This window comes from Streptomyces sp. NPDC019937 (genome assembly GCF_040631655.1).
Taxonomy (GTDB): domain Bacteria; phylum Actinomycetota; class Actinomycetes; order Streptomycetales; family Streptomycetaceae; genus Streptomyces.
In genome coordinates this window covers 19,525-41,110 of sequence record NZ_JBEYAL010000045.1, presented here as the reverse complement: position 1 = coordinate 41,110, position 21,586 = coordinate 19,525, and the positions used below count along the sequence as shown (strand labels likewise).

Here is a 21,586-nt window from a genome sequence, read left to right as displayed (position 1 = left end):
CTCCTCGTGGCCACGTTCCTTTATCAACTCGGCCGATTCGCCTTCCGGCGCCGCCGTTTCGTCGCCCTGATATGGGTGGCGCTCCTGGCCGTCGCCGGAGTCGGCGCCGCGACCGCCTCGCCCCCCGCCAACGACAGCTTCTCCATCCCTGGCACCGAGGCCCAGAAGGCCTTCGACCTCCTGGAGAAGCGTTTCCCCGGAGGCAACGCCGACGGCGCCACCGCCCGGGTGGTCTTCCGCGCGCCCCACGGCGAGAAGATGACCGACCCGGCCAACAAGGCCGTGGTCACGAAGACCGTCGCCGACCTCAAGGCCAGCTCCCCGCAGGTGGCCTCCGTCGCCGACCCGTACAAGGCCCGGGCCGTCTCCAAGGACGGCACCACCGCGTACATCCTGACCAGCTACAAGGTCAACGCCATGGAGCTGGAGGACACCGCCAAGGACGGCCTGGAGAAGGCCGGGGAGAAGGCGCAGAAGTCGGATCTCACCGTGGCGATCGGCGGTGACGCGCTCCAGGAGATGCCCGAGACCGGCTCCACCGAGATCATCGGCATCGTGATCTCCGCGATCGTCCTCGCCATCACCTTCGGCTCGCTGGTGGCCGCCGGACTTCCGCTGCTGACCGCGCTCATCGGCGTCGGCATCGGCATCTCCGGGATCACCGCGCTCGCCACCACCCTCGGGTTGTCCACCACGACCTCGACGCTGGCGATGATGATCGGCCTCGCGGTCGGCATCGACTACGCGCTCTTCATCGTCTCCCGCTACCGCGCCGAACTCGCCGAGGGCCGGACACGCGAGGAGGCCGCCGGGCGGGCCGTGGGCACCGCGGGCTCCGCGGTCGTCTTCGCCGGTCTCACCGTCGTCATCGCGCTGGTCGGTCTCGCGGTCGTCAACATCCCGATGCTGTCCAAGATGGGCTTCGCGGCGGCCGGCACGGTGGTCATCGCCGTCCTCATCGCGATCACCCTCATCCCCGCGCTGCTGGGCTTCGCGGGCAAGCGGGTGTACGGGCGCAAGGCGCGCGAGCGGATGGCGGAGGCGAAGGCCGCCGCCGCGGAGGGCGGCCAGGCGGAGGAGAAGCCCAACATGGGCACCCGCTGGGCCCGGTTCGTGCTGCGCCGCCCGGTGGCGGTGCTGCTGCTGGGCGTGCTCGGCCTCGGCGCCGCCGCGGTGCCCGCGCTCAGCCTGGAGCTGGGGCTGCCGGACGACGGTTCGCAGCCGGTCAGCAGCCAGAAGCGGCAGGCGTACGACATGATCTCCGACGGCTTCGGCCCGGGCTTCAACGGTCCGCTGATGGTGGTCGCCGACACCAAGGGCAGCGACGACCCCAAGGCCGCGGTGAACAAGGTGAGCAAGACCATCGCCGGTCTGGACGGCGTCGCGGCCGTCACCCCGGCGACGTTCAACAAGCCCGGCGACGCCGCGATGCTCACCGTCGTGCCGAAGTACAAGCCGAGCAGTGTCGACACCGAGAAGGTCGTCTCCGACATCCGGGACCACGCGGGCTCGTTCAAGTCCGACACCGGCGCCGAGGTGCTGGTGACCGGTCAGACCGCGATGAACATCGACATCTCGCAGAAGCTGAACGACGCGCTGCTGCCGTATCTGGCCCTGGTCGTCGGGCTGGCCTTCCTGCTGCTGATGATCGTCTTCCGGTCGATTCTGGTCCCGCTCAAGGCGGCGCTCGGCTTCCTGCTGTCCGTCGTCGCGGCGCTCGGCGCGGTGGTCGCGGTCTTCCAGTGGGGCTGGGCGGCGGACCTGTTCGGCGTCGAGGAGACCGGCCCGATCATGAGCATGATGCCAATCTTCATGATCGGTGTGGTGTTCGGGCTGGCCATGGACTACGAGGTCTTCCTGGTGACCCGGATGCGCGAGGCGTACATCCATGGCGAGCGCCCCGGTCAGGCCGTCGTCACCGGCTTCCGGCATGGCGCCCGGGTGGTCAGCGCGGCCGCCGTCATCATGATCAGCGTCTTCGCCGGGTTCATCGGCTCGTCCGAGGCGATGGTGAAGATGATCGGCTTCGGCCTGGCCACCGCGGTCCTCTTCGACGCCTTCGTGGTCCGCATGACCATCGTCCCGGCGGTGCTGGCGCTGCTCGGCAAGTCGGCGTGGTGGCTGCCGCGCTGGCTCGACAAGGCGCTGCCCAACGTGGACGTCGAGGGCGAGGGGCTGCGCAAGCAGCTCGGAGCGGACGCCGCGTCGGGAGGCGACGCGGACGCCGAGGGTTCCGAGAAGGACCCGGAGCTGAGCCGGGTGTAACCGGCGGACGCAGACGCCCAACACACGCCCCGGCGGCGGCTCTTCCCAGACGGGAGGGCCGCCGCCGGCGCTTTCGCGGGGTGGGCGCTCTTGCGAACGATGTGCAGGTAGGTCACCATCGAGCGGATACCCGCAGCTCAGGAGCGGAGCCCCGCCATGCATGTCCCCGATGGATTCATCGACGCCCCCGTGTCGGTGGCGACCGGTGCCGTCGCCGCCGCCGCGGTCGCCGTCAGCCTGCGCGGCGCGCGGCGCGAACTCGACGAGCAGGCGGCGCCGCTGGCCGGGCTGGTCGCGGCGTTCATCTTCGCCGTCCAGATGCTGAACTTCCCCGTCGCCGCGGGCACCAGCGGGCATCTGCTCGGCGGTGCGCTGGCCGCGATCCTCGTCGGCCCCTGTACGGGCGTGCTGTGCGTCTCCGTGGTGCTGCTCATGCAGGGCGTCCTCTTCGCGGACGGCGGCCTCACCGCGCTCGGCGTCAACATCACGGACATGGCGGTCGTCACCACGGTCGTCGCCTACGGAATCTTCCGCGCCGTGCTGAAGCTCGCCCCGAACCGGAGCCGCACGGTCACCGTCGCGTCCTTCGCCGCCGCCCTGGTCTCCGTCCCGGCCGCCGCCGTCGCCTTCACCGCGATCTACGCGCTGGGCGGGACGACCGATGTCGCGATCGGCAAAGTCTTCACCGCGATGGTCGGCGTGCATGTGCTGATCGGTATCGGCGAGGCGGCCATCACGGCCCTGACGGTCGGCGCCGTGATGGCCGTACGACCGGATCTCGTCCACGGCGCACGCGGCGTGACCGCGCGCCGCCTGGAACTCCGTACCAGCACGCCCGTGACCCCGGGCCGCACCCCGGCCCCGGCCTCGCCGACCGCGCCCGCCGGAGCCGCCGCGCCCGCCGCCGCCCGTACGGTCACGGCGGCACCCGCGGGCACGGACGCGGAAGCCCCCGCGGCCGCCGCACCGCGGCGCTCCGCGCGCCGGGTGTGGGCGGCCGGGCTCGGGGCCGCGCTGCTGTGCGCGGGCGTCGTCAGCTTCTACGCCTCCGCCAGCCCCGACGGGCTGGAGAAGGTCGCCCACGACAAGGGCATCGACCAGAAGACCGAGGACCACGCCGCCAAGGACTCCCCGCTCGCCGACTACGGCGTCAAGGACATCTCCAACCCCCGCCTCTCCGGCGGCCTCGCCGGGGTGATCGGGGTCGGCGCGACGCTCGCCGTGGGGACCGGGGTCTTCGTCGTCGTACGGCGGCGTCGGGCCGAGACCGACGCCGAGGCGCGCTGAGATGGGGGCGGGACACGCGCACACGCTCTACCGGGCGGGCCGCTCGCCGGTCCACACCCTCCCCCCGCACTGCAAGATCGCCGCCGTCTTCTGCTTCGTCCTCGTCGTCGTCGCGACGCCCCGCGAGGCGCTGTGGGCGTTCGGCCTGTACGCCGTGCTGCTGGCGGCGGTGGCGGCGACGGCCCGCATCCCGGCCGGGTTCCTGCTGAGGCGTCTGCTGATCGAGATCCCGTTCGTGGCCTTCGCCGTGCTGATGCCGTTCGTCGCGGAGGGCGCGCGGGTGGACGTACTCGGGCTGTCGCTCAGCGAGTCCGGGCTGTGGGGCGCCTGGAACATCCTGGCCAAGGGCACGCTCGGGGTCGCCGCGTCCGTCATCCTGGCGACCACGACCGAGCTGCGCGCCCTGCTGCTGGGGCTCCAGCGGCTGCGGATGCCGCCGCTGCTGGTGCAGATCGCGTCGTTCATGATCCGCTACGGGGACGTCATCACCGACGAGATGCGCCGGATGCGGATCGCCCGCCGCTCGCGCGGCTTCGAGGCGCGCGGGGTGCGGCAGTGGGGCGTGCTCGCGAAGTCGGCCGGAGCGCTGTTCATCCGCTCCTACGAGCGGGGCGAACGGGTCCACCTGGCGATGCTCAGCCGTGGCTACACGGGCACGATGCCGGTGATCGACGAGGTGACCGCGTCCCGGGCACAGTGGAGTTACGCCGCCGCACTTCCGCTGACCGCGCTGGCGGTCTGCCTGACCGGATGGATGCTCACATGACCTCCGCCCCGCCGTCCCTCCAGGTGTCCGGCCTCGCCTACGCCTACCCCGACGGCCACCAGGCGCTCTTCGGCGTCGAGCTGACCGTGGCGCGCGGTGAGCGGGTGGCGCTGCTCGGCCCCAACGGGGCGGGCAAGACCACCCTCGTGCTGCATCTGAACGGCATCCTGGAGGCGGGCGCCGGATCGGTCACGGTCGCCGGGCTGCCGGTGACCAAGCCGAACGTGGCCGAGATCCGCCGCCGGGTGGGCATCGTCTTCCAGGACCCGGACGACCAGCTGTTCATGCCGACCGTGCGCGAGGACGTGGCGTTCGGCCCGGCCGCCGCCGGGATGCGCGGCGCGGAGCTGGCGGAGCGGGTCCACCGGGCCCTGGACCGGGTGGGGATGGCCGAGTTCGCGGACCGGCCGCCGCACCATCTGTCCTTCGGGCAGCGCCGGCGGGTGGCGGTCGCGACCGTGCTGGCCATGGAGCCGGAGATCCTCGTCCTGGACGAGCCCTCCTCCAACCTGGACCCGGCCTCGCGCCGCGAACTGGCCGACATCCTGCGCTCCCTGGACGTCACCGTGCTGATGGTCACCCACGACCTGCCGTACGCGCTGGAGCTGTGCCCGCGGTCCGTGGTGCTCAGCGGGGGAGTGATCGCGGCCGACGGGGGTACCCAGGACCTGCTGTGCGACCAGGAGCTGATGCGGGAGCACCGGCTGGAGCTGCCCTTCGGCTTCGACCCCCGCTCGGTGACGGCCCCGGTCTGACGTCCCGGCCGGGCTCGTTGCACCATAAGGACGGCAGCACGGTCGGATCGGCAGGGTGGGAGTCGGATCAGTGGTGGACGTCCAGGGCACGGTGGCCGACGGATTCGAACCGGTCCGGGACGCCTTCGCGGACAACTTCGCGAAGCGCGGCGAGCGCGGCGCGGCCATCGTCCTCTACCGGGACGGGGAGAAGGCCGTCGACCTGTGGGGCGGTACGAAGGACCCGGCCGAGGACGGTGACGGCGAGCCGTGGGCCCAGGACACCGCGCAGGTCGTCCGCTCCGTCACCAAGGGCGTCGCCTCCGCCGTACCGCTGCTGCTCCACCAGCGCGGCCAGCTCGACCTGGACGGCCGGGTCGGCACGTACTGGCCGGAGTTCAAGGAGAACGGCAAGGAACGGGTGCTGGTGCGGCATCTGCTCGCCCACCGCGCCGGGATCCCCGCCCTCGACACCCCGCTGACCCCGGACGAGGCCATCGACGGCATATCCGGGCCGCGGGCCGTCGCCGCCCAGCGCCCCGACTGGGAGCCCGGCACGGCCCACGGCTACCACGCACAGACCTACAGCTGGCTGCTGAGCGAGCTGGTGCGACGGGTCACCGGGCGCACCATCGGCCGCTGGATCGCGGAGGAGATCGCCCGGCCGCTCGCCCTGGACCTGTGGCTCGGGCTCCCCGAGGAGCAGCTGGACCGGGTCGGCCGGATCGGCTCGGTGGAGGCGCCGGCCGCGCCCGCCGCGCAGGGGCTGCGGCTGCGGCCCAAGCGGTCGGTGGCCGAGGCGTACGCCGACCCGGAGTCGCTGACCCGGCGCGCGTTCGGCGCGATCAGCCCGGTGCCCGACGAGAACGACCCGGCCTACCTCGCCGCCGGGCTGCCCGCCTCCGGCGGGGTCGCCACCGCCGACGCGCTGGCCCGCTTCTACGCCGCGCTGATCGGCCCGCTGCCGTCGGCGCGCACGGCCCGCGCGGGCGGCCGCCTCTTCGCCCCGGCGACGCTGACCCTGGCCCGTACGGAGGAGTCCACCGGGCCGGACCGGGTGCTGGTGGTCGGCACCCGCTTCGGGCTCGGCTACATGCTGCACGGCCCGGCCTGCCCGCTGCTGGGCCCGGGCTCCTTCGGCCACCCGGGGCGGGGCGGCTCGCTCGCCTTCGCCGACCCCGAGGCGCGGATCGGCTTCGCGTACGTCACCAACGGCATGCAGCGCGGCGTCACCGCCGACCCGCGGGCGCAGGCCCTGGTACGCGCCCTACGGACGGCGCTGACGGCCCGGGAGACATAGGCGGGCCCTCCGGGGCTTGAGGGCACAGCGCCGCCAATGCGGCCCGGGAAGTGTCACCCGCACCCTCGCCGACCACGGCGTCGGCCCGCGGCGTCCCCTTCGGCCTCGTCGTCCCCGGCACCATCCGCACCCCCGGATGGGACGGCTGGGAGGACGCGCTGCGCCGCGCCGCCGGCGCCTGCCCCCTCGGCCGGGTCGGCGAACCGGCCGACCACTCAGCCCGGTGCTTGGTGAGGTCGTGCACAAGGTTCAGGGTGAGCGCGTTGATCCGGTTGCCTGGTCGCGCGAAGGCGAGCAGCGCGGTCAGGCCCTCGCGGTCCATGTTCGCGCCGGTGGGTTTGTCGGCGAACTCGGCGTTGTAACCCGGCCCGCGCCTCTGACTCCCGCGCAGACGTCCAGATGTACTGCCTCTCTCCTGTGACCTATCTGGTCGTGCTTGATTCTCCCGTGGCGACGGTCCCGGACTTGGTGTCGCCGATTGCCCATTCGGCCTTGGCAGACGGGGCCTGAGGGGGACCGAGACCGAGGCACCGCAGCAACGGGCTGGTCATGATGGTCGTCGCCAGCGCGATGATGGTAAGGACACCCAGGAGGGACTGATCAATGATCTTGGCTTGATAACCGATCTGCAGGACGACGAGCTCGGTGAGACCCCGGGAGTTGAGCAGGACACCGAGGGCGAGGGCCGGCCGCCAGTTCATACCAGTCAGCACAGCGCACAGGGTGGGGCCAGCGATCTTGGCAGTGACAGCAGTGGTGAGGAGGATCGCGAGCGTGATGAGCGTGGTTCCGTTCCAGTGCAGCGTGCCGAGGTCGATGGTGAGGCCGAAGGTGAAGAAGAAGAACGGCAGCAACAGGGTCTTGACGATGCTGGCCATGCGGTCTGCGACAACGACGGCGCCATGATTCCCAGTTGGCCATGCGAGACCGACGAGCAGAGCACCGATGAGTTGATGGACACCTATGGCCGCGGTCAAGGCAGAGGCCGCCGCGACACCGACGGCGAGAAATACCGCGGCCGTGGAGTGGAAGCGCTCACCACCCTCGTTTTCCGTCCACCTCGACAGGACCACGCGCAGCGGGCCGAGGAAGAGGGTGGCAACCGCAGCGAGCACGAGGACGTTTACGACCAGCTGAGTGGGATTCGAGCCATGTGCCAGGGTCAGGATCGCGGCCAGTAACAGCCAGCTGCCGCCGTCACCCACCGCGGCAGCGAACAGGCTCAGTTGGCCGGGGCGCGTGTAAGTGAGGCGGAGGTCCATCAGGATGCGGGCGAGTACGGGGAACGCCGTGATACTCAGAGCGCATCCGAGGAAGAGCACGAAGGCGAGGGGCTGTCCTCCGGCGGGGGTGTAGGTGTCCAGCAGGGGAAGGGCGGCGGCGGTGCCGGCAGCGAACGGCACCAGCAAGGATGCCTGGCTTACCAGGAGGGCCTGCTTGGCCGCGCCATGGAGGCGGACTCCGGCCAGTTCTCGGCCAACTCCGAACATGAAGAGCACCAGCCCCAGTTGAGCGAGTCCGCTCAGCATCGGCAGTACCGGTTCGGGGAAGAGCCAGTCGGCGGCGGCTGGGGCGGCACGCCCGAGAAGAGACGGGCCCGTGGCCAGCCCCGCGCAGATCTCACCGATTACCGGCGGTTGTCCGAGATGGCGGGCGGCGATGCCGCCCAGGTGCGCGACGGCCAGGACCACGGCGACACTGACAAAGAAGTGGCCGGTAGTGCCCAGCCCGTGCGGCGGTGTTCCATAGGCTGTCTGTGCGCTCCCGAGGCCGACGTGGGCACTGACGAACCCGATCAGGGCGAGCGGCCCGATCACAACTGAGGCGAGCGCTGTCCGTGAACTCCATTTCTTGGAAGTTCTCTTGGATGTCAAGGGTTCCATTCTCGCCAACTCCCACCAGCGGTGTGATACGGAACAATTGATTCCGAATGATTCGTCGAGGGTGTGGAATTAGCCAAGGTGGCTAATTTTGGAGCCCGTCGAGGCGTGATGCCGCGGCGCATGGGGCAGTACATCGCATCGAATAACGGCTTGACATTGGAGCGAGATGAAGATCACACTCTCTCTCGGTCGAGGTTCAATATCCCTGCCGGTCGTGTAGTGTCCATGTCGCCAACGAGCCAGTCCGGTCTAATGAATTTGCACGCCGTCCCCTAATGGAGCGTTGTGTCCAAAGATCGAGATTCGCGCCACCCGGCTGAGGATGCAGAACCCTGCGCAACACTCGTCGAGTTATTCTCCCAAGTTGCTTCGAGCGCACCCGCCGCTATCGCGCTGCGCGTTGGCGAGGAAAACATTCCATATGGCCTTCTTCATTCCTGGGCGGAGAGTATCGCAGATGTTCTGCATGCCTCTGGGGTGAGGAGGGGGGACCGGGTCGCACTGCGCATTCCGCCAGGTGCGAACGCTATCGCGGCAATGATGGGAATCCTCAGAGTCGGAGCGGCCTACGTTCCCCTGGATATCCGCAATCCACCCTCACGCAACGAGTTCATCGTCTCCGATAGCCAGGTGGTCGCCTTGGTCGGAGATCCCGGGGGCGCGTCGGTGCCTGCACGGCCGGTGATCGCTGAGGAGAGTGTGGCTGCGCTGCGGGGGCGGCGCGCGATGAAGGAGCCCCGGCCGGATCCACCCGGTCCTCAAGATGTCGCGTACATCATCTACACCTCTGGCACGACAGGCCGTCCCAAGGGCGTCCCCATCCGGCACAGTAACGTCACCAGTCTTTTCGCGGCCACCTCCGATCTGTTCTCCTTCTCCGCTGACGACCGCTGGCTGCTCTTCCACTCCATGGCCTTCGACTTCTCGGTCTGGGAGATATGGGGCGCATTGTCGACCGGTGCAGAACTGGTGGTCCTGCCGTACTGGACGGCCCGCACCCCGGCCGAGACCGTCCGGGTCATACGGGAACGGGGCATTACCGTGCTGAACCAGACGCCAACCGCCTTCAGCGCGCTCTCCACCGCCGTACTGGAGGACGGCATCGACCTGACCGACCTGCGGTACATCGTCTTCGGCGGGGAAAAGCTCACACCAGCGTTGGTGCGGCCCTGGGTGAAGCGCTTCGGCCTGGAACGGCCGCGCTTGGTCAACATGTACGGCATCACCGAGACCACGGTGCACTCCACGTTCCGCCAACTGACCGAGAGCGACGTAGCGGCGGAGGAGTCGGTCATCGGTCAGCCGCTGCCCGGCTTCACCTCCCGGGTCGTCACCGAAGACGGGCAGAACGCCGGACCGGGCGACGAGGGCGAGCTGTGGTTGGCCGGCCCCCAGGTCAGCGAGGGCTACCTCAACCGGCCGGAGCTCAATGCCGAACGCTTCACCACCGCCCCCGCACCGGATGGTGGGCAGCCGTCCCCGCGCTACTACCGATCCGGTGATCTGGTGAGCCGGCGGATCGGGGGTGACCTTGTCTACCTGGGCCGGGCCGACCTGCAGGTGAAGCTCCGCGGTCATCGCATCGAACTCAGCGACGTGGAGGCCGCGGTGCGTGCCCACCCCGATGTGGCCGACTCGGTGGTGTGGACGCGGGAGTTCTCACCGGGTGATAGCCGACTGGTGTGCGCCTACACGACACGTGCCGCTCAGGACGGGGTGGTGCCTGACGCCCGTGCACTGCGCAGCCACGTGAAGGCTTTGCTGCCGTCGTACATGCAGCCCGCGCTTTACTTCGCGCTGCCGGAGCTGCCTCGCACCATCAATGGAAAGGCCGACCGGGCCGCCGTAGCCCGGGCATTCGAGGAAGGGAGATGACGGAATGCGGGAAACCCTGAGCGAGGCCCCAAAGAGGGGGAGCGCCGAGGAGGTACAGCAGCTGACTCTGGAATGGGTCGCCGAGTTGCTTGAGGAGCCACAGGCACGCCCCGAGGACAACTTCCTGGACCTGGGCGGGCACTCCATGCTCGCCCTGCAACTGAGCCAGCGGGCGAAGAAACACTTTGGCGCCGAATACGACATCAAGGTGCTCTTCGAGGGGAGTGTCGCCGAGGCTGCGGCCGATCTGGCCGCACGCGTGGCACAAGGCTAAAGCAAGTCCTCCTCACGCCCGAGACAGCCCTATGAGCAGCACACCAGCCGAAGCGAGGGACGGGGACGCATGAGTACAAGTCAGCAGACGGACTTCCGGCTCGGAACCGAAGAGCTTGAAAAATTTGAGCGCGACGGCTTCATCGGTCCCATCAAGATATATGAGCCGGAGGAAATGGAGGAGCGGTGGAACAGCATCCGGCGCCTGTTGCCGGACCGGTCCCGCGCCATCTATCCCGATGATGCGCTCGGGGCCGTCACGAACATCTCCAACTACGACCGCCACCTCGACGTCGACCTGCTCTCCGAGCACATCATGAACCAGCGGATCGTTGACCGAGTGGCCTCAATCCTCGGCCCCGACGTCCTGTGCTGGCGCACGGAGTTCTTCCCCAAGTACCCGGGGGACGAGGGGACCGACTGGCACCAGGCGGCCACCTTCGCCAACGCCAGCAAGAAGCCGCAGATCATGTGGCCGTCGAAGGACGGGCAGCCCGCTTTCGGCGGCACCATCACCGTGTGGACGGCGTTCACCGACTCGACGCTGGAGAACGGCTGCCTCCAGCTGATGCCCGGTACTCACCGGCACATGAACTACGACGAGTCGCAGCCCATGGCCTACGACCCCAATGCCATCAACAGCCGTGAGAAGGAAGGCGTCAAGCGCGGCTTCTTCGGCTACGACTACCGCCAACTGCAGAAAGACCCGAACTGGAAGCCCGACGAGTCCCAGGCGTTCCCACTGGTCATGAAGAAGGGCGAGTGCGTCATCTTCTGGTCGACCCTGATGCACGCCTCGCTGCCGCACACCGGTAGCGGCAAGGACTACCGCATGGGCTTCGCTGCCCGCTACGTGCCTACTCAGGTGCACGTGTACCCGGGGACGGAGACCGTGGCGGAGTACGGCGGCGGCATCCCGCTGGACAACTACGGCGCTGTCGTCGTCAGCGGAGAGGACACCTACGGCATCAACCGCATCGCCAAGGAGAGTCGGACGGGTTATGCCTTCACCCCGCGGCGCTTCTGAGAGTCTGTGATAGTTGGGGCGGCCCGCCGGCGCGGGCCTCCCCAACTGACAAGCCAGTAAACCTACTTTCCAGGGAACTCCGTTGCAGCAGCGCCACATCTACCTCGAAGACACGTACCACTTCACCGTTCTCACGAAGGTGGTCGACGCCGGAAGCAGTGAGCTCGGCAACTGGCTCACGCTGCAGGACAACATCTTCCACCCTCAAGGCGGCGGACAGCCGAGCGACGTGGGAACGGTCGATGAGGCGCCGGTGCGTCCCTTCAAGGCACCCGCGTCGGAGGAACACGTCGTACGACTCTCGTGCGATAGGCCCTTCGCCGTGGGCGACGAGGTGACGAGCGCTGTCGACCCCGAAGCGCGCCGCCTTCACGCGGCCCTCCACACCTGCGGCCATGTCGTGGACGGGTTCGTACGGGAACTCGGCTTCCGCCACCGGGTGAGCAACCACTTCCCTGGGCAGGCCCGCATCGAGTTCGACGCCGGCCAGGACAAGCCCGACCTGCAGCAACTGGCGGCAACTGTGGAGGAGCGCACCCAGCAGGCCATCGAGGCCGATCGCAAGGTTTATGCGTGCGATCGCGGTGACCTGCGCATCATCGGTATCGACGGCTTGCACGAGGACCCGTGCGGCGGCACCCACGTCGGCTCGTTGGGGCAGCTCACGGGCTTCTCATTGCGTTCGGTCAAGGTCAAGGGCGGCGTTCTGAAGGTGGGGTACGTCGTTGAGCACGCCTGACCGCGCCAAAGCGAGCCTGGCTGCCGCACGGGCGGATGTCATCGACGAGGTTGGCCCCGGTGCCCGGGCCGCAGGGGCGCCCACCCCCGGCACCCGCCCGGCCAGGAACTGGCTCACCGATGTCGGCGTGCTGGGTGTGGCGGTTGTATGGGGCTCCACCTACGTAGCGATGCAGTGGTCGGGGCGGTTCATCTCCGTCCCGGCCTTCCTCTTCTTACGCTTCGCGATCGGCGCCCTGGCCATCATGCTCCTGTCACTTCGCGTGTGGCGCGGAGTCACCCGTGAGGAGGTGTCACTGGGCGTTTTGTTCGGGTGCCTGCTCTTCGGCATCCTCTTCCTGGAGACACTTGGGGTCCGTTACACCCTGGCGTCCAACGCCGGTTTCCTGATCTCTTTGTCGGTGATGCTGGTCCCGCTGATCGAGCGGATCTTCCTCCGGGCGCGGGTCGCCCGGAGCATCTACCCGCTGGCGCTGCTGTCTCTCGCGGGCTGCGCGCTGCTCACACTCGACCGCGGGCTCTCGGTGCGGAGCGGCGACCTGATCATCCTAGCTGCCGCGGTCATCCGAGCCTCGCAGATCGTGCTCTTCGGGTCACGGGCGAAGGGCCGCGAGGTGTCACTCCTTCGAGTGACAGGTATCGAGCTCTGGGTAGTCGCGTTCGGCGGGCTGCTGCTGTCGCTCGCGCAGCCGAGACAGTCCTGGCACGAGGTGACGCACCTGCCAGGTAACGCGTGGCTGGTCATCGGGTACCTCGGCGTGGCCGGCACCGCGTTCGCGTTTCTTACGCAACTGCACGCCGCACGGGTGTCGAGCCCGACTCGGGTGGGCCTGGTGCTGTCCACCGAGCCGTTCTTCGCCGCGGTTTTCGCGGTCGTACTGCTCAGCGAACACCTCAGCGCGATCCAACTGATCGGAGGAGGGGTCGTGTTGTTGTCGGCCTATCTGGGACGCTGGGTGGATGCCCGGCGGCCCCAGTCCCCATCGGCACCGGAGGTCATGGAGTGAGTCGGCTACCGCTGGTCCTGCTCCACCATTCGGGCGGTACCGCTCAGGTCTTCGACGAACTCGTCCGCGCGCTCCCGGCGTCGGTCGAGCCCATCCGCCTGGAACTGCCCGGCCGAGGCCGTCGCTGGCGGGAGGCCCCGATCCACACTGCCGCGGACGCGGTGAGCGACCTCGCCGAGTGTTTGGCGAAGACTGGTGTGACGGGTGAGTTCGCGATCTTCGGCCACAGCATGGGGGCCTACCTCGGCCTGGCGCTGGCCGCGAGGCTGGAGCACGAACCCGGACAGGTACAGTGCTCGACGCTGTTCGCCTCCGCGAACGCCGGCCCGCTCCACGCCCAGCCGCTGTTCGACGGCGATCCTCTGCGGGCTGACGACGAAGAGGTCCTGCGCGTCGCGGCTCGTTTCGGAGGGATGGACCCGCAGATCCTGGAGCACGAGCAGTTACGGCAACGCGCGGCGCAGTTGCTGCGGGCGGACTTCGCCATATGTGACTCCTTCGTGCGCACGCTCCGGGGTACGAAGACGGAGAGTCAGCTGGTGGTGTGCTGCGGGACGCAGGACATCTTCACCGATGACCAGTTGGATGCTTGGCGGCTGAGTTCCGCAGCGAATACGGAGATCGTGCGCTTCTCTGGCGATCATTTTTACCTCGGCAGTCAGGCGGAGGCGGTGTCCCGGACAGTCGCTTCCCGGCTGAGGGACAAATCTGCCGAGCTGGTTCCCACCACGTCGGGGCGTAAGGAAGACTCTTCCCTCTGCGGTAAGTGATCGTTGGTAGGTCTGTCGCGCTGGCCGCTGTGCATTCGCGTCGCGGCCAGCGTGGCGCGCGTTCCGCCGTGCACCGGGCGGGCGCGGAATCACCGCGCCCGCCCGGCTCCTCAAGCCGTGTGCGGCCGTACGGGCGTCAGCCGCCCGCCCGCAGCAGCGCGGCCACGATCGGGCCCGCCGTGTCGCCGCCGTGGCCTCCCTCGGGGACCACACCGGCGGCCGCGAGGTCGCCGTTGTAGGCGGTGAACCAGCCGTTCGGCTTCTCCTGGTTGTCGACCTCGGCCGAACCGGTCTTGGCGCCGAAGTCGCCGCTCATCCCGGACATCGCCTCGGCGGCCGTGCCCGAAGTGGCGGTCAGGTGCATCAGCTTGCGCAGCTGGTCCTTGGTGCTCGACTTCATCGTCTTGCTCGCCTTGGCCAGCGTCCGGTTGTCCACCGACGGCGCGACCAGGTACGGCTGCCGGAAGGTGCCGGTGGAGGCCGTGGCCGAGACCGACGCCATGTTGAGCGGGTTCATCCGCACCCCGCCCTGCCCGATCAGCGACGCGGCCTTGGAGGCGGCGGACTGGACCGGCACGGCACCGTCGAAGGTGGGCACGCCGGTCTGCCAGTTGAGGCCGATGCCGAAGACGTCACGGGCCTCCTTCGTCAGATCGTCGTCCTTCAGCTTCGGCGCCTGGCTGATGAAGGCGGTGTTGCAGGAACGGGCGAAGCTCTGCTCGAACGTGCCGTTCTTGATCTCGAACTTCTTGTCGTTCTGGAACTTCCAGCCGCCGTAACTGAAGTACTTCGGGCACGGATGCGCCTTGCCGTACGCGGCCAGACCCTTGTCGATCAGCGTCGCCGAGGTGATGACCTTCATGGTCGAGCCCGGTGCGTACGAGCCCTGGAGTGCCGGGTTGAAGCCGCTCGCGGGGGAGTTGGCCACCGCCAGGATCTCACCGGTGCTCGGCTTGACGGCCACGACCGACGCCTTGCTCTTCTTGCTCACCTGCTGTTCGGCGGTGCGCTGGAGCTTCGCGTCGATCGTCGTCTTCAGCGTGCCCGGAGTGCCCTTGGAGAGCACCTTCAGCGTCTCGTCGGGGGACTTGGAGCCCTTGGCGCGGGAGATGAAGGTCTCCACGCCCGCCTTGCCGCCGGCCTTCTTGCCGTACCGCTCGCGCAGCCCGGACAGCACCCCCTTGAGGGTGGGGTGGTCGGAGGCGGTCAGCTCCGTGCCGTCCCGGTCGACGGCCTTGATCGGCGGGGCCTCGGACTCGCCGGTCTTCAGGGTGTCGCCCTTGCCCAGCTTGGGGTGGACGACCGAGGGCTGCCAGTCGACGACCGGCTTGCCCGTCTTGGTGTCGCGGGTCACGGACAGCGAGGATTCATACGTCCAGGGGACGCTGCTCTCACCGCTGTACGCGATCCGGGCGTTGACCGAGAACGGCACCTTGGCGCCGCTGGCCTGTCCCGGATTCAGCTCCACCTTGTCGATATGGGCCTTCTTGCGGTAGCCGCTCAGCGCCGCGGTGGCCGCGTCGCTGTCGTCCGTCAGGGCGGCGGCCTTCGCCGTCTCGCCCGCCGACCAGGCCGCCAGGAACTCGCGGGCGGTGGTCTTGACCTCGGTCGCGCTGGGCGGACCGGTCTTCACCTTCTTCACGTCGTTCTTTTCGTCGCCCGACGCCCCGGCGTTCGCGCCGTCCTTGGAACCCGACGAGTCATCCTGGCCGCTGCCGCAGCCGGCAACACTGACGACCATGGCGGCGAACACCGCACTGACGATCGCGGCTCTCGCGCCACTCCGCATGCAGAACCCCCACTGTGTTCTTCGAGTCCCCCCACCGGTGCGGTGGGGGCCGCGGTCCGACGCACTCTACCGGCATCGTGTGAACCCGCCGCGACCGCTGGCGGAAGCGCTCCCTCCGGGGGCCGGGGCCGGGGGCCGGGGCCGGGGTCAGATCCAGGTGTCCAGCCACATGCGGGCCCGCCAGGCGTCCATCGGCATCGTCTGGCCCGTGTACAGCGGGAAGAAGTAGATGAAGTTCCAGATGATGAGCAGGACGAGCGCGCCCGCGCCGACCGCGCCCACCACCCGCCGGGTCTCGGTGGCCCCCGGCGGACCCAGCATCGCGCCGACCATCATGGCCACCGCCAGGCACAGGAACGGCACGAACACCACGGCGTAGAAGGAGAAGATCGTGCGTTCCTGGTAGAGGAACCACGGCAGATACCCGGCCGCGATCCCGCCCAGGACGGCTCCCGCCCGCCAGTCGCGCCGCAGCGCCCACCGGAACAGCAGGTAGAGCACGGCGAAGCAGGCCGCCCACCACAGCAGCGGGGTGCCCAGGGCCAGCACCTCGCGCGCGCACTTCTCGGCGGCGTCCTTGGGGCAGCCCTCCTGTCCGGCCCGCGGCGACTCGTAGAAGTACGAGACCGGCCGGGACTGGACCAGCCAGCTCCACGGGTTGGACTGGTAGACGTGCGGCGAATCCAGGCCCACATGGAACTTGTAGACCTCGGTCTCGTAGTGCCACAGGCTGCGCAGCGGGTTGAGCAGCCAGTCGAAGGCGCCGCCGGTGCCGTAGCCGCCGCCGTCCGGCTTCGGCGACTCGGACCAGTGGCGGAAGTAGCCGCTGTGCTGCCAGCCGTGCGCCCGGCTGAAGCTGCCGCTCGCGGTGAACCAGCCCGTCCAGGAGACGATGTAGGTGACGATCGCCACAGGCACCGTCGACAGGAACGCCCACGGCAGATCCCGGCGCAGCACCGTCCGGTAGGGGCGCGGGGCGCCAGCGGTGCGGCGCGCGCCGACGTCCCACAGGACGGCCATGAGGCCGAAGACCGCGAGCACGTACAGCCCGTTCCACTTGGTGCCGATGGCCAGGCCCAGCAGCACCCCGGCCGCGATCCGCCACGGCCGCGCGCCCAGCTTCAGGCCCCAGCCGACCGTCGCGTCGGGCCGGGCGGAGCCGTCCTCGCCGGCCGGAAGCGCGGCCGCGAGCCGGGCCCGGGCCTTGTCCCGGTCGATGAGCAGGGCGCCGAAGGCGGCCAGCACGAAGAACATCAGCACCAGGTCGAGCAGGGCTGTGCGGCTCATCACATAGTGCAGGCCGTCCACCGCCATCAGCGCGCCCGCCAGGCAGCCGAGGAACGTCGAGCGGAACAGCCGCCGCCCGATCCGGCACAGCATGAGCACCGACAGGGTGCCGAGCAGGGCGACCATGAACCGCCAGCCGAAGGGGTGCAGCCCGAAGAACTGCTCGCCGAGGCCGATGACCCACTTGCCGACCGGCGGGTGGACCACATAGGACGCGGCGTCGCTGAGTGGGATGTGCTGCGGTGTGTCGAGGATCTTGTCGTTGGCGGTCTTGGGCCAGGTGCCTTCGTACCCGAACCGCCAGATCGACCAGGCGTCCTTGGCGTAGTACGTCTCGTCGAATATGACGTTGTCCGGGCTGCCGAGGCGCCAGAAGCGGGTCAGCCCGGCGACGAGCGCGACCAGCAGAGGCCCGCCCCAGCCGCTCCAGCGGGCGATTCTGGCCGCCACCGCGGGGGTCGCCCCGAGCGTCTCCCACAGCCGGGTGCCCGGCTCCTGGTAGGGCGGGACGAGCCGTTCCCGTACGCCGGGCCGGGAGTGGCCCGCGTATCCGAAACGGCGCAGCCGACGCTGCCAGGCCGGCGGGTGCTGGCCGGCGGCTCGCCCCGGCTGGGCGTGGGTCGCGGTGTCACTGCTCACCGGGCCATCGTAGGGAAGCGGCCTGTGCGTGTGGCGTGGATCAGGTGGTGTCTCGCGGAAGCGGCGGCCGACGCGGCGGAAACGGGGGGCTGCGAGGATGGCCGGGTGACTGGAACGCTCGTACTCGCAGGGACCCCCATCGGCGACACCGCGGACGCGCCCCCGCGGCTGGCCGCCGAGCTGGTGGCGGCCGATGTGATCGCCGCCGAGGACACCCGGCGGCTGCGCCGGCTCACCCAGGCGCTGGACGTCCAGCCGGGCGGCCGGGTGGTGTCGTACTTCGAGGGCAACGAGTCGGCGCGCACCCCCGAGCTGGTCGACGCGCTGGCGGGCGGTGCCCGGGTGCTGCTGGTCACCGACGCGGGCATGCCGTCGGTCTCCGACCCCGGCTACCGGCTGGTCGCCGCCGCCGTGGAGCGCGGCATCGCGGTCACCGCGGTGCCCGGCCCGTCCGCCGTGCTCACCGCGCTGGCCGTCTCCGGGCTGCCGGTGGACCGCTTCTGCTTCGAGGGCTTCCCGCCGCGCAAGGCGGGGGAGCGGCTGGGACGGCTGCGCGAGGCCGCGGGCGAGCGCCGCACCCTGGTCTACTTCGAGGCCCCGCACCGGCTGGCCGACACCCTGGCCGCCATGGCGGAGGTGTTCGGCGCGGACCGGCGGGCCGCGGTGTGCCGGGAGCTGACCAAGACCTACGAAGAGGTCCGGCGCGGCCCGCTGGAGGAGCTGGCGGCCTGGGCGGCGGAGGGCGTACGGGGTGAGATCACCATCGTCGTCGAAGGCGCCGCCGAACCGGGCCCCGACGAGGCCGGACCCGCCGAGCTGGCCCGCCGGGTCGCGGTGCGCGAGGCGGCCGGTGAGCGCCGCAAGGATGCCATCGCGGCGGTCGCGCAGGCCGCCGGCATACCCAAACGAGTGGTGTTCGACGCGGTCGTGGCGGCAAAGAACGCGGGCGCGGACGGGCCACGCGAAGGTAAAGCGCACCACTGAAAGGCAAAGGGCAGACCTGCCGATCGGGCGGTTTCGATAGTGCACAGCTAAATCTGCGCCAAAGAGAGGGAAGACCTGCTGCGATCCAGCCGGGAAAAGCGTCCACTGGAGGAGAAGCGCGGGGACGAACCAATCCCGGAAGACTTGTCCTGCGGACAAGAGGAGCTGCCATGAGCGATATAGCGGGAGCCTCGAACGGCGTGCACCCGATAACCCGTCCCACCGAGGGCCCGGACGGCGGCGAGGTGGCCCACGAGGCCTACGCCTTCGCCTGCATGAAGTGCGGGCACGGCTGGGAACGGTCGTACGACATCGAACACCACGTGGACGGCGAGGGCCGGTCCTTCGTCGTGTACTTCACCGGCGGAAGTCGCGTCCCGTCTCCGCTGACGAGCCCCGACTGCGTCAACTGCGGTGCGCATCTGGTGCGCATCATGCGCTCGGGCCAGGTCTCGTCGGTCCTGGAGAGCGCGCGGCGCGCGCGCCCCGTACCGGAGACGAGGCCGGACGGCGAGGCGGACACCGCGAGCCCCACGCGGCGGCGTGGGCACCACTGGCACCTGTCGGATCTCCTGCACCCTTTTTCGCACCATCGCAAATGAGCCGGGTCAGGGTCAGCTGAGCGGCCAGGTGTGATTCACCCGACATTCATCGGCATTTATAGAATCACGCCCATGGCGCAATCAGCATCGACCCACGGCGGCAGCGGCGGAACGGGAAGCGGGAAGAACAACGGCGGACAAATCGGCAGGCAAAAGCAAAAGGACGCTCCGCCCCCGCTCCCGGACCCCCTGCGGGTCCCGGTGGCCGACTCGCACACCCATCTGGACATGCAGGCGGGAACCGTCGAGGACGCCCTCGCCAAGGCCGCCTCGGTCGGCGTGACGACCGTCGTCCAGGTGGGATGCGACCTCGCCGGGTCCCGGTGGGCGGCCGAGGCCGCGGCCGCCCACGACGCCGTCTGGGCCACCGTCGCCCTGCACCCCAACGAGGCACCCCGCATCGTCCTGGGTACACCTCCTTCTGGGGGGCAAGCCCCCCAGGCCCCCCGCGCCGGCTGGTCCCGGCAGGGGGCCCGGGAGCCCGGCGGCGACCGGGCCCTCGACGCGGCCCTCGCCGAGATCGACACCCTGGCCGCCCTGCCCCAGGTGCGCGGCGTCGGCGAAACCGGCCTCGACCACTTCCGCACCGGCCCCGACGGCATGGCCGCCCAGGAGCGTTCCTTCCGCCGTCACATCGACATCGCCAAGCGGCACGGCAAGGCCCTGGTCATCCACGACCGGGAGGCCCACGACGACGTCCTGCGGGTGCTCGCCGAGGAGGGCGCCCCCGACACCGTCGTCTTCCACTGCTATTCCGGCGACGCCGCCATGGCCAAGGTGTGCGCGGAGCACGGCTACTACATGTCGTTCGCCGGAAACGTCACCTTCAAGAACGCTCAGCCGCTGCGCGACGCCCTCGCCGTCGCCCCCCTCGACCTCCTCCTCGTGGAGACCGACGCGCCCTTCCTCACCCCCGCGCCCTACCGCGGACGGCCTAACGCTCCGTATCTGATTCCGTTCACCCTGCGGGCCATGGCCGACGTCAAGGGCGTGCCCGAAGACACCCTGGCGACCGCCGTGGCGGCCAACACCGCGCGCGTCTTCGGCTATCCGGCCCCCTCCGCCATCGGCGACGCAGGGTAGTCAACTCGCTTTGGAGAGTGACGGAACACTCCGCTACAGTCCGCGGCGCCCCTGACCGTGGACCCGTGGAGTGTTGTTGTCGTGAGCCGTACGCAGGGCAGCCACCGCGACCCGGGCGGCCGTGCCGCCGCCCGCCGAGCCGCCCGGCGCGGCCGCCCCCCGGCCCGCACCGGCCCGGTGCGGCGGCTGCTGCCCCAGGCACTCGTGGTCGCCGCCCTGGCCGGGGGCACCTCCGCCTTCGTCGCCCAGGACAAGGCGGTGCGGCTCAGCGTCGACGGCCACGAGCGCACCCTGCACACCTACGCCGACGACGTCGCCGAACTCCTCGCCGACGAGGACGTCGACGTCAGCCCGCACGACATCGTCGCCCCCGCCCCCGGCCAACCCCTCACCAGCGGCGACGAGATCGCCGTCCGCTACGGCCGCCCCGTCACCCTCACCGTCGACGGCGAGCGCCGCCGGGTCTGGACCACCGCCGACACCGTCGACGGCGCGCTGCGCCAGCTCGGCGTCCGCGCCGACGGCGCCCATCTGTCCGCCTCCCGCTCCGCCGCCATCACCCGGCAGGGGCTGGACCTCGACGTCCGCACCGAGCGCACCGTCACCTTCCGCGCCGACGGACGCGCCCACCCGGTCCGCACCAACGCCGCCACCATCGGCGAAGCGCTCACCGAGGCCCGGCTCACCCTGCACGGCCACGACACCACGTCGGTGCCGCTGGACAGCTTCCCGCGGGACGGCCAGACGGTGAAGGTCATGCGCATCACCGGCGGCAGGGAGACCCGCCTGGCGCCGGTCCCCTTCCCCACCCTCCAGCGCGCCGACCCCACCCTCTTCAAGGGCACCCGACTCGTCGCCCGCGAGGGCCACCCCGGCACCCTGCGCACCGTCTACCGGGTGCGCACCGTCAACGGCGTACGGCAGCCGCCCCGGAAGCTGCGCTCCGAGATCGTCCGGGCGCCCGTGGCCCGCATCGTCCGGGTCGGCACCATGACCGCGCCCACCGCCGTCGCCGGAGCCGACCGGCTCAACTGGCAGGCCATGGCCCACTGCGAATCCGGCGGCCGCCCCGGCGCGGTCGACAGCTCCGGCCGCTACGGCGGGCTCTACCAGCTCGACCGCCAGACCTGGCACGCCCTCGGCGGCCACGGCAGCCCGCAGGACGCGCCGCCCGCCGAGCAGACCTACCGGGCCAAGAAGCTGTACGTCCAGCGCGGCTCCGCCCCCTGGCCGCACTGCGGCCAGAAGCTGCGCCAGTGAAGGCCGCGGCAGTGAAC

The 21,586-nt window shown here is 70.0% G+C and carries 18 protein-coding genes; 15 read left to right on the top strand and 3 right to left on the bottom strand.

Translation table 11 applies throughout. The features are described from left to right. Window positions 1–6: 6 nt before the first annotated feature. From ABZ562_RS34090 to ABZ562_RS34070, 5 genes are all read left to right on the top strand, one after another. Window positions 7–2,265, top strand: coding sequence for an MMPL family transporter (locus ABZ562_RS34090; protein WP_361487294.1), 2,259 nt, complete (start codon window positions 7–9; stop codon window positions 2,263–2,265). A gap of 156 nt (window positions 2,266–2,421) precedes the next feature. Beyond that, the gene (locus tag ABZ562_RS34085; protein ID WP_361487291.1) at window positions 2,422–3,552 is read left to right on the top strand and encodes an energy-coupling factor ABC transporter permease; all 1,131 of its coding nucleotides are present in this window, start codon (window positions 2,422–2,424) and stop codon (window positions 3,550–3,552) included. Between the two features lies 1 nt (window position 3,553). Next, window positions 3,554–4,318 carry a cobalt ECF transporter T component CbiQ gene (cbiQ, locus tag ABZ562_RS34080; protein WP_361487289.1) on the top strand — a complete coding sequence of 255 codons (765 nt, stop codon included), beginning with the start codon at window positions 3,554–3,556 and terminating at the stop codon, window positions 4,316–4,318. Continuing rightward, window positions 4,315–5,073: an ABC transporter ATP-binding protein gene (locus ABZ562_RS34075; RefSeq protein WP_361487286.1), complete on the top strand. Its 759-nt coding sequence runs from the start codon at window positions 4,315–4,317 to the stop codon at window positions 5,071–5,073. The genes cbiQ and ABZ562_RS34075 overlap by 4 nt, the downstream gene beginning before the upstream one ends. Before the next feature lie 73 nt (window positions 5,074–5,146). Beyond that, window positions 5,147–6,352, top strand: a complete 1,206-nt coding sequence (locus ABZ562_RS34070) for a serine hydrolase domain-containing protein (RefSeq protein ID WP_361487370.1) — start codon at window positions 5,147–5,149, stop codon at window positions 6,350–6,352. Window positions 6,353–6,774: 422 nt separating this feature from the next. Here the strand turns inward: ABZ562_RS34070 and ABZ562_RS34065 are convergent, their stop codons facing one another. Next, window positions 6,775–8,226, bottom strand: coding sequence for a cation:proton antiporter (locus ABZ562_RS34065; RefSeq protein WP_361487283.1), 1,452 nt, complete (start codon window positions 8,224–8,226; stop codon window positions 6,775–6,777). A gap of 294 nt (window positions 8,227–8,520) precedes the next feature. Between ABZ562_RS34065 and ABZ562_RS34060 the strand changes: the two genes are divergently transcribed. The 6 genes from ABZ562_RS34060 (at window position 8,521) to ABZ562_RS34035 (ending at window position 13,925) form a co-directional block, all read left to right on the top strand. Continuing rightward, window positions 8,521–10,110, top strand: coding sequence for an amino acid adenylation domain-containing protein (locus ABZ562_RS34060; RefSeq protein WP_361487280.1), 1,590 nt, complete (start codon window positions 8,521–8,523; stop codon window positions 10,108–10,110). Window positions 10,111–10,114: 4 nt separating this feature from the next. After that, window positions 10,115–10,384 (top strand): acyl carrier protein, encoded by a 270-nt coding sequence (locus tag ABZ562_RS34055; RefSeq protein WP_361487277.1) that lies wholly within the window; start codon window positions 10,115–10,117, stop codon window positions 10,382–10,384. 69 nt (window positions 10,385–10,453) lie between these two features. Continuing rightward, window positions 10,454–11,410, top strand: coding sequence for a chlorinating enzyme (locus ABZ562_RS34050; protein WP_361487274.1), 957 nt, complete (start codon window positions 10,454–10,456; stop codon window positions 11,408–11,410). A gap of 82 nt (window positions 11,411–11,492) precedes the next feature. Continuing rightward, window positions 11,493–12,149, top strand: a complete 657-nt coding sequence (locus ABZ562_RS34045) for an alanyl-tRNA synthetase (protein ID WP_361487272.1) — start codon at window positions 11,493–11,495, stop codon at window positions 12,147–12,149. After that, window positions 12,136–13,155, top strand: a complete 1,020-nt coding sequence (locus ABZ562_RS34040) for a DMT family transporter (RefSeq protein ID WP_361487271.1) — start codon at window positions 12,136–12,138, stop codon at window positions 13,153–13,155. Before ABZ562_RS34045 ends, ABZ562_RS34040 begins: the two co-directional genes overlap by 14 nt. Further along, window positions 13,152–13,925, top strand: a complete 774-nt coding sequence (locus ABZ562_RS34035; RefSeq protein WP_361487268.1) for an alpha/beta fold hydrolase — start codon at window positions 13,152–13,154, stop codon at window positions 13,923–13,925. Before ABZ562_RS34040 ends, ABZ562_RS34035 begins: the two co-directional genes overlap by 4 nt. A gap of 136 nt (window positions 13,926–14,061) precedes the next feature. Here ABZ562_RS34035 and ABZ562_RS34030 read toward each other — a convergent pair whose 3' ends face one another. Continuing rightward, the gene (locus ABZ562_RS34030) at window positions 14,062–15,714 is read right to left on the bottom strand and encodes a penicillin-binding transpeptidase domain-containing protein (RefSeq protein WP_361487266.1); all 1,653 of its coding nucleotides are present in this window, start codon (window positions 15,712–15,714) and stop codon (window positions 14,062–14,064) included. A 147-nt stretch (window positions 15,715–15,861) separates the two neighbouring features. After that, window positions 15,862–17,640 carry a phospholipid carrier-dependent glycosyltransferase gene (locus tag ABZ562_RS34025; RefSeq protein WP_361487263.1) on the bottom strand — a complete coding sequence of 593 codons (1,779 nt, stop codon included), beginning with the start codon at window positions 17,638–17,640 and terminating at the stop codon, window positions 15,862–15,864. Window positions 17,641–17,745: 105 nt separating this feature from the next. Between ABZ562_RS34025 and rsmI the strand changes: the two genes are divergently transcribed. The 4 genes from rsmI (at window position 17,746) to ABZ562_RS34005 (ending at window position 21,569) form a co-directional block, all read left to right on the top strand. Further along, entirely contained in the window at window positions 17,746–18,624 is an 879-nt protein-coding gene (gene rsmI, locus ABZ562_RS34020) for a 16S rRNA (cytidine(1402)-2'-O)-methyltransferase (protein ID WP_361487260.1), read from the top strand. Between the two features lie 170 nt (window positions 18,625–18,794). Beyond that, window positions 18,795–19,226 (top strand): hypothetical protein, encoded by a 432-nt coding sequence (locus ABZ562_RS34015; protein WP_361487257.1) that lies wholly within the window; start codon window positions 18,795–18,797, stop codon window positions 19,224–19,226. Between the two features lie 72 nt (window positions 19,227–19,298). After that, window positions 19,299–20,309 (top strand): TatD family hydrolase, encoded by a 1,011-nt coding sequence (locus ABZ562_RS34010; protein ID WP_361487254.1) that lies wholly within the window; start codon window positions 19,299–19,301, stop codon window positions 20,307–20,309. An 81-nt stretch (window positions 20,310–20,390) separates the two neighbouring features. Next, a complete protein-coding gene (locus ABZ562_RS34005; RefSeq protein WP_361487251.1) occupies window positions 20,391–21,569 on the top strand; it encodes a ubiquitin-like domain-containing protein in 1,179 nt (392 codons plus the stop codon). The last annotated feature ends 17 nt before the right edge of the window (window positions 21,570–21,586 follow it).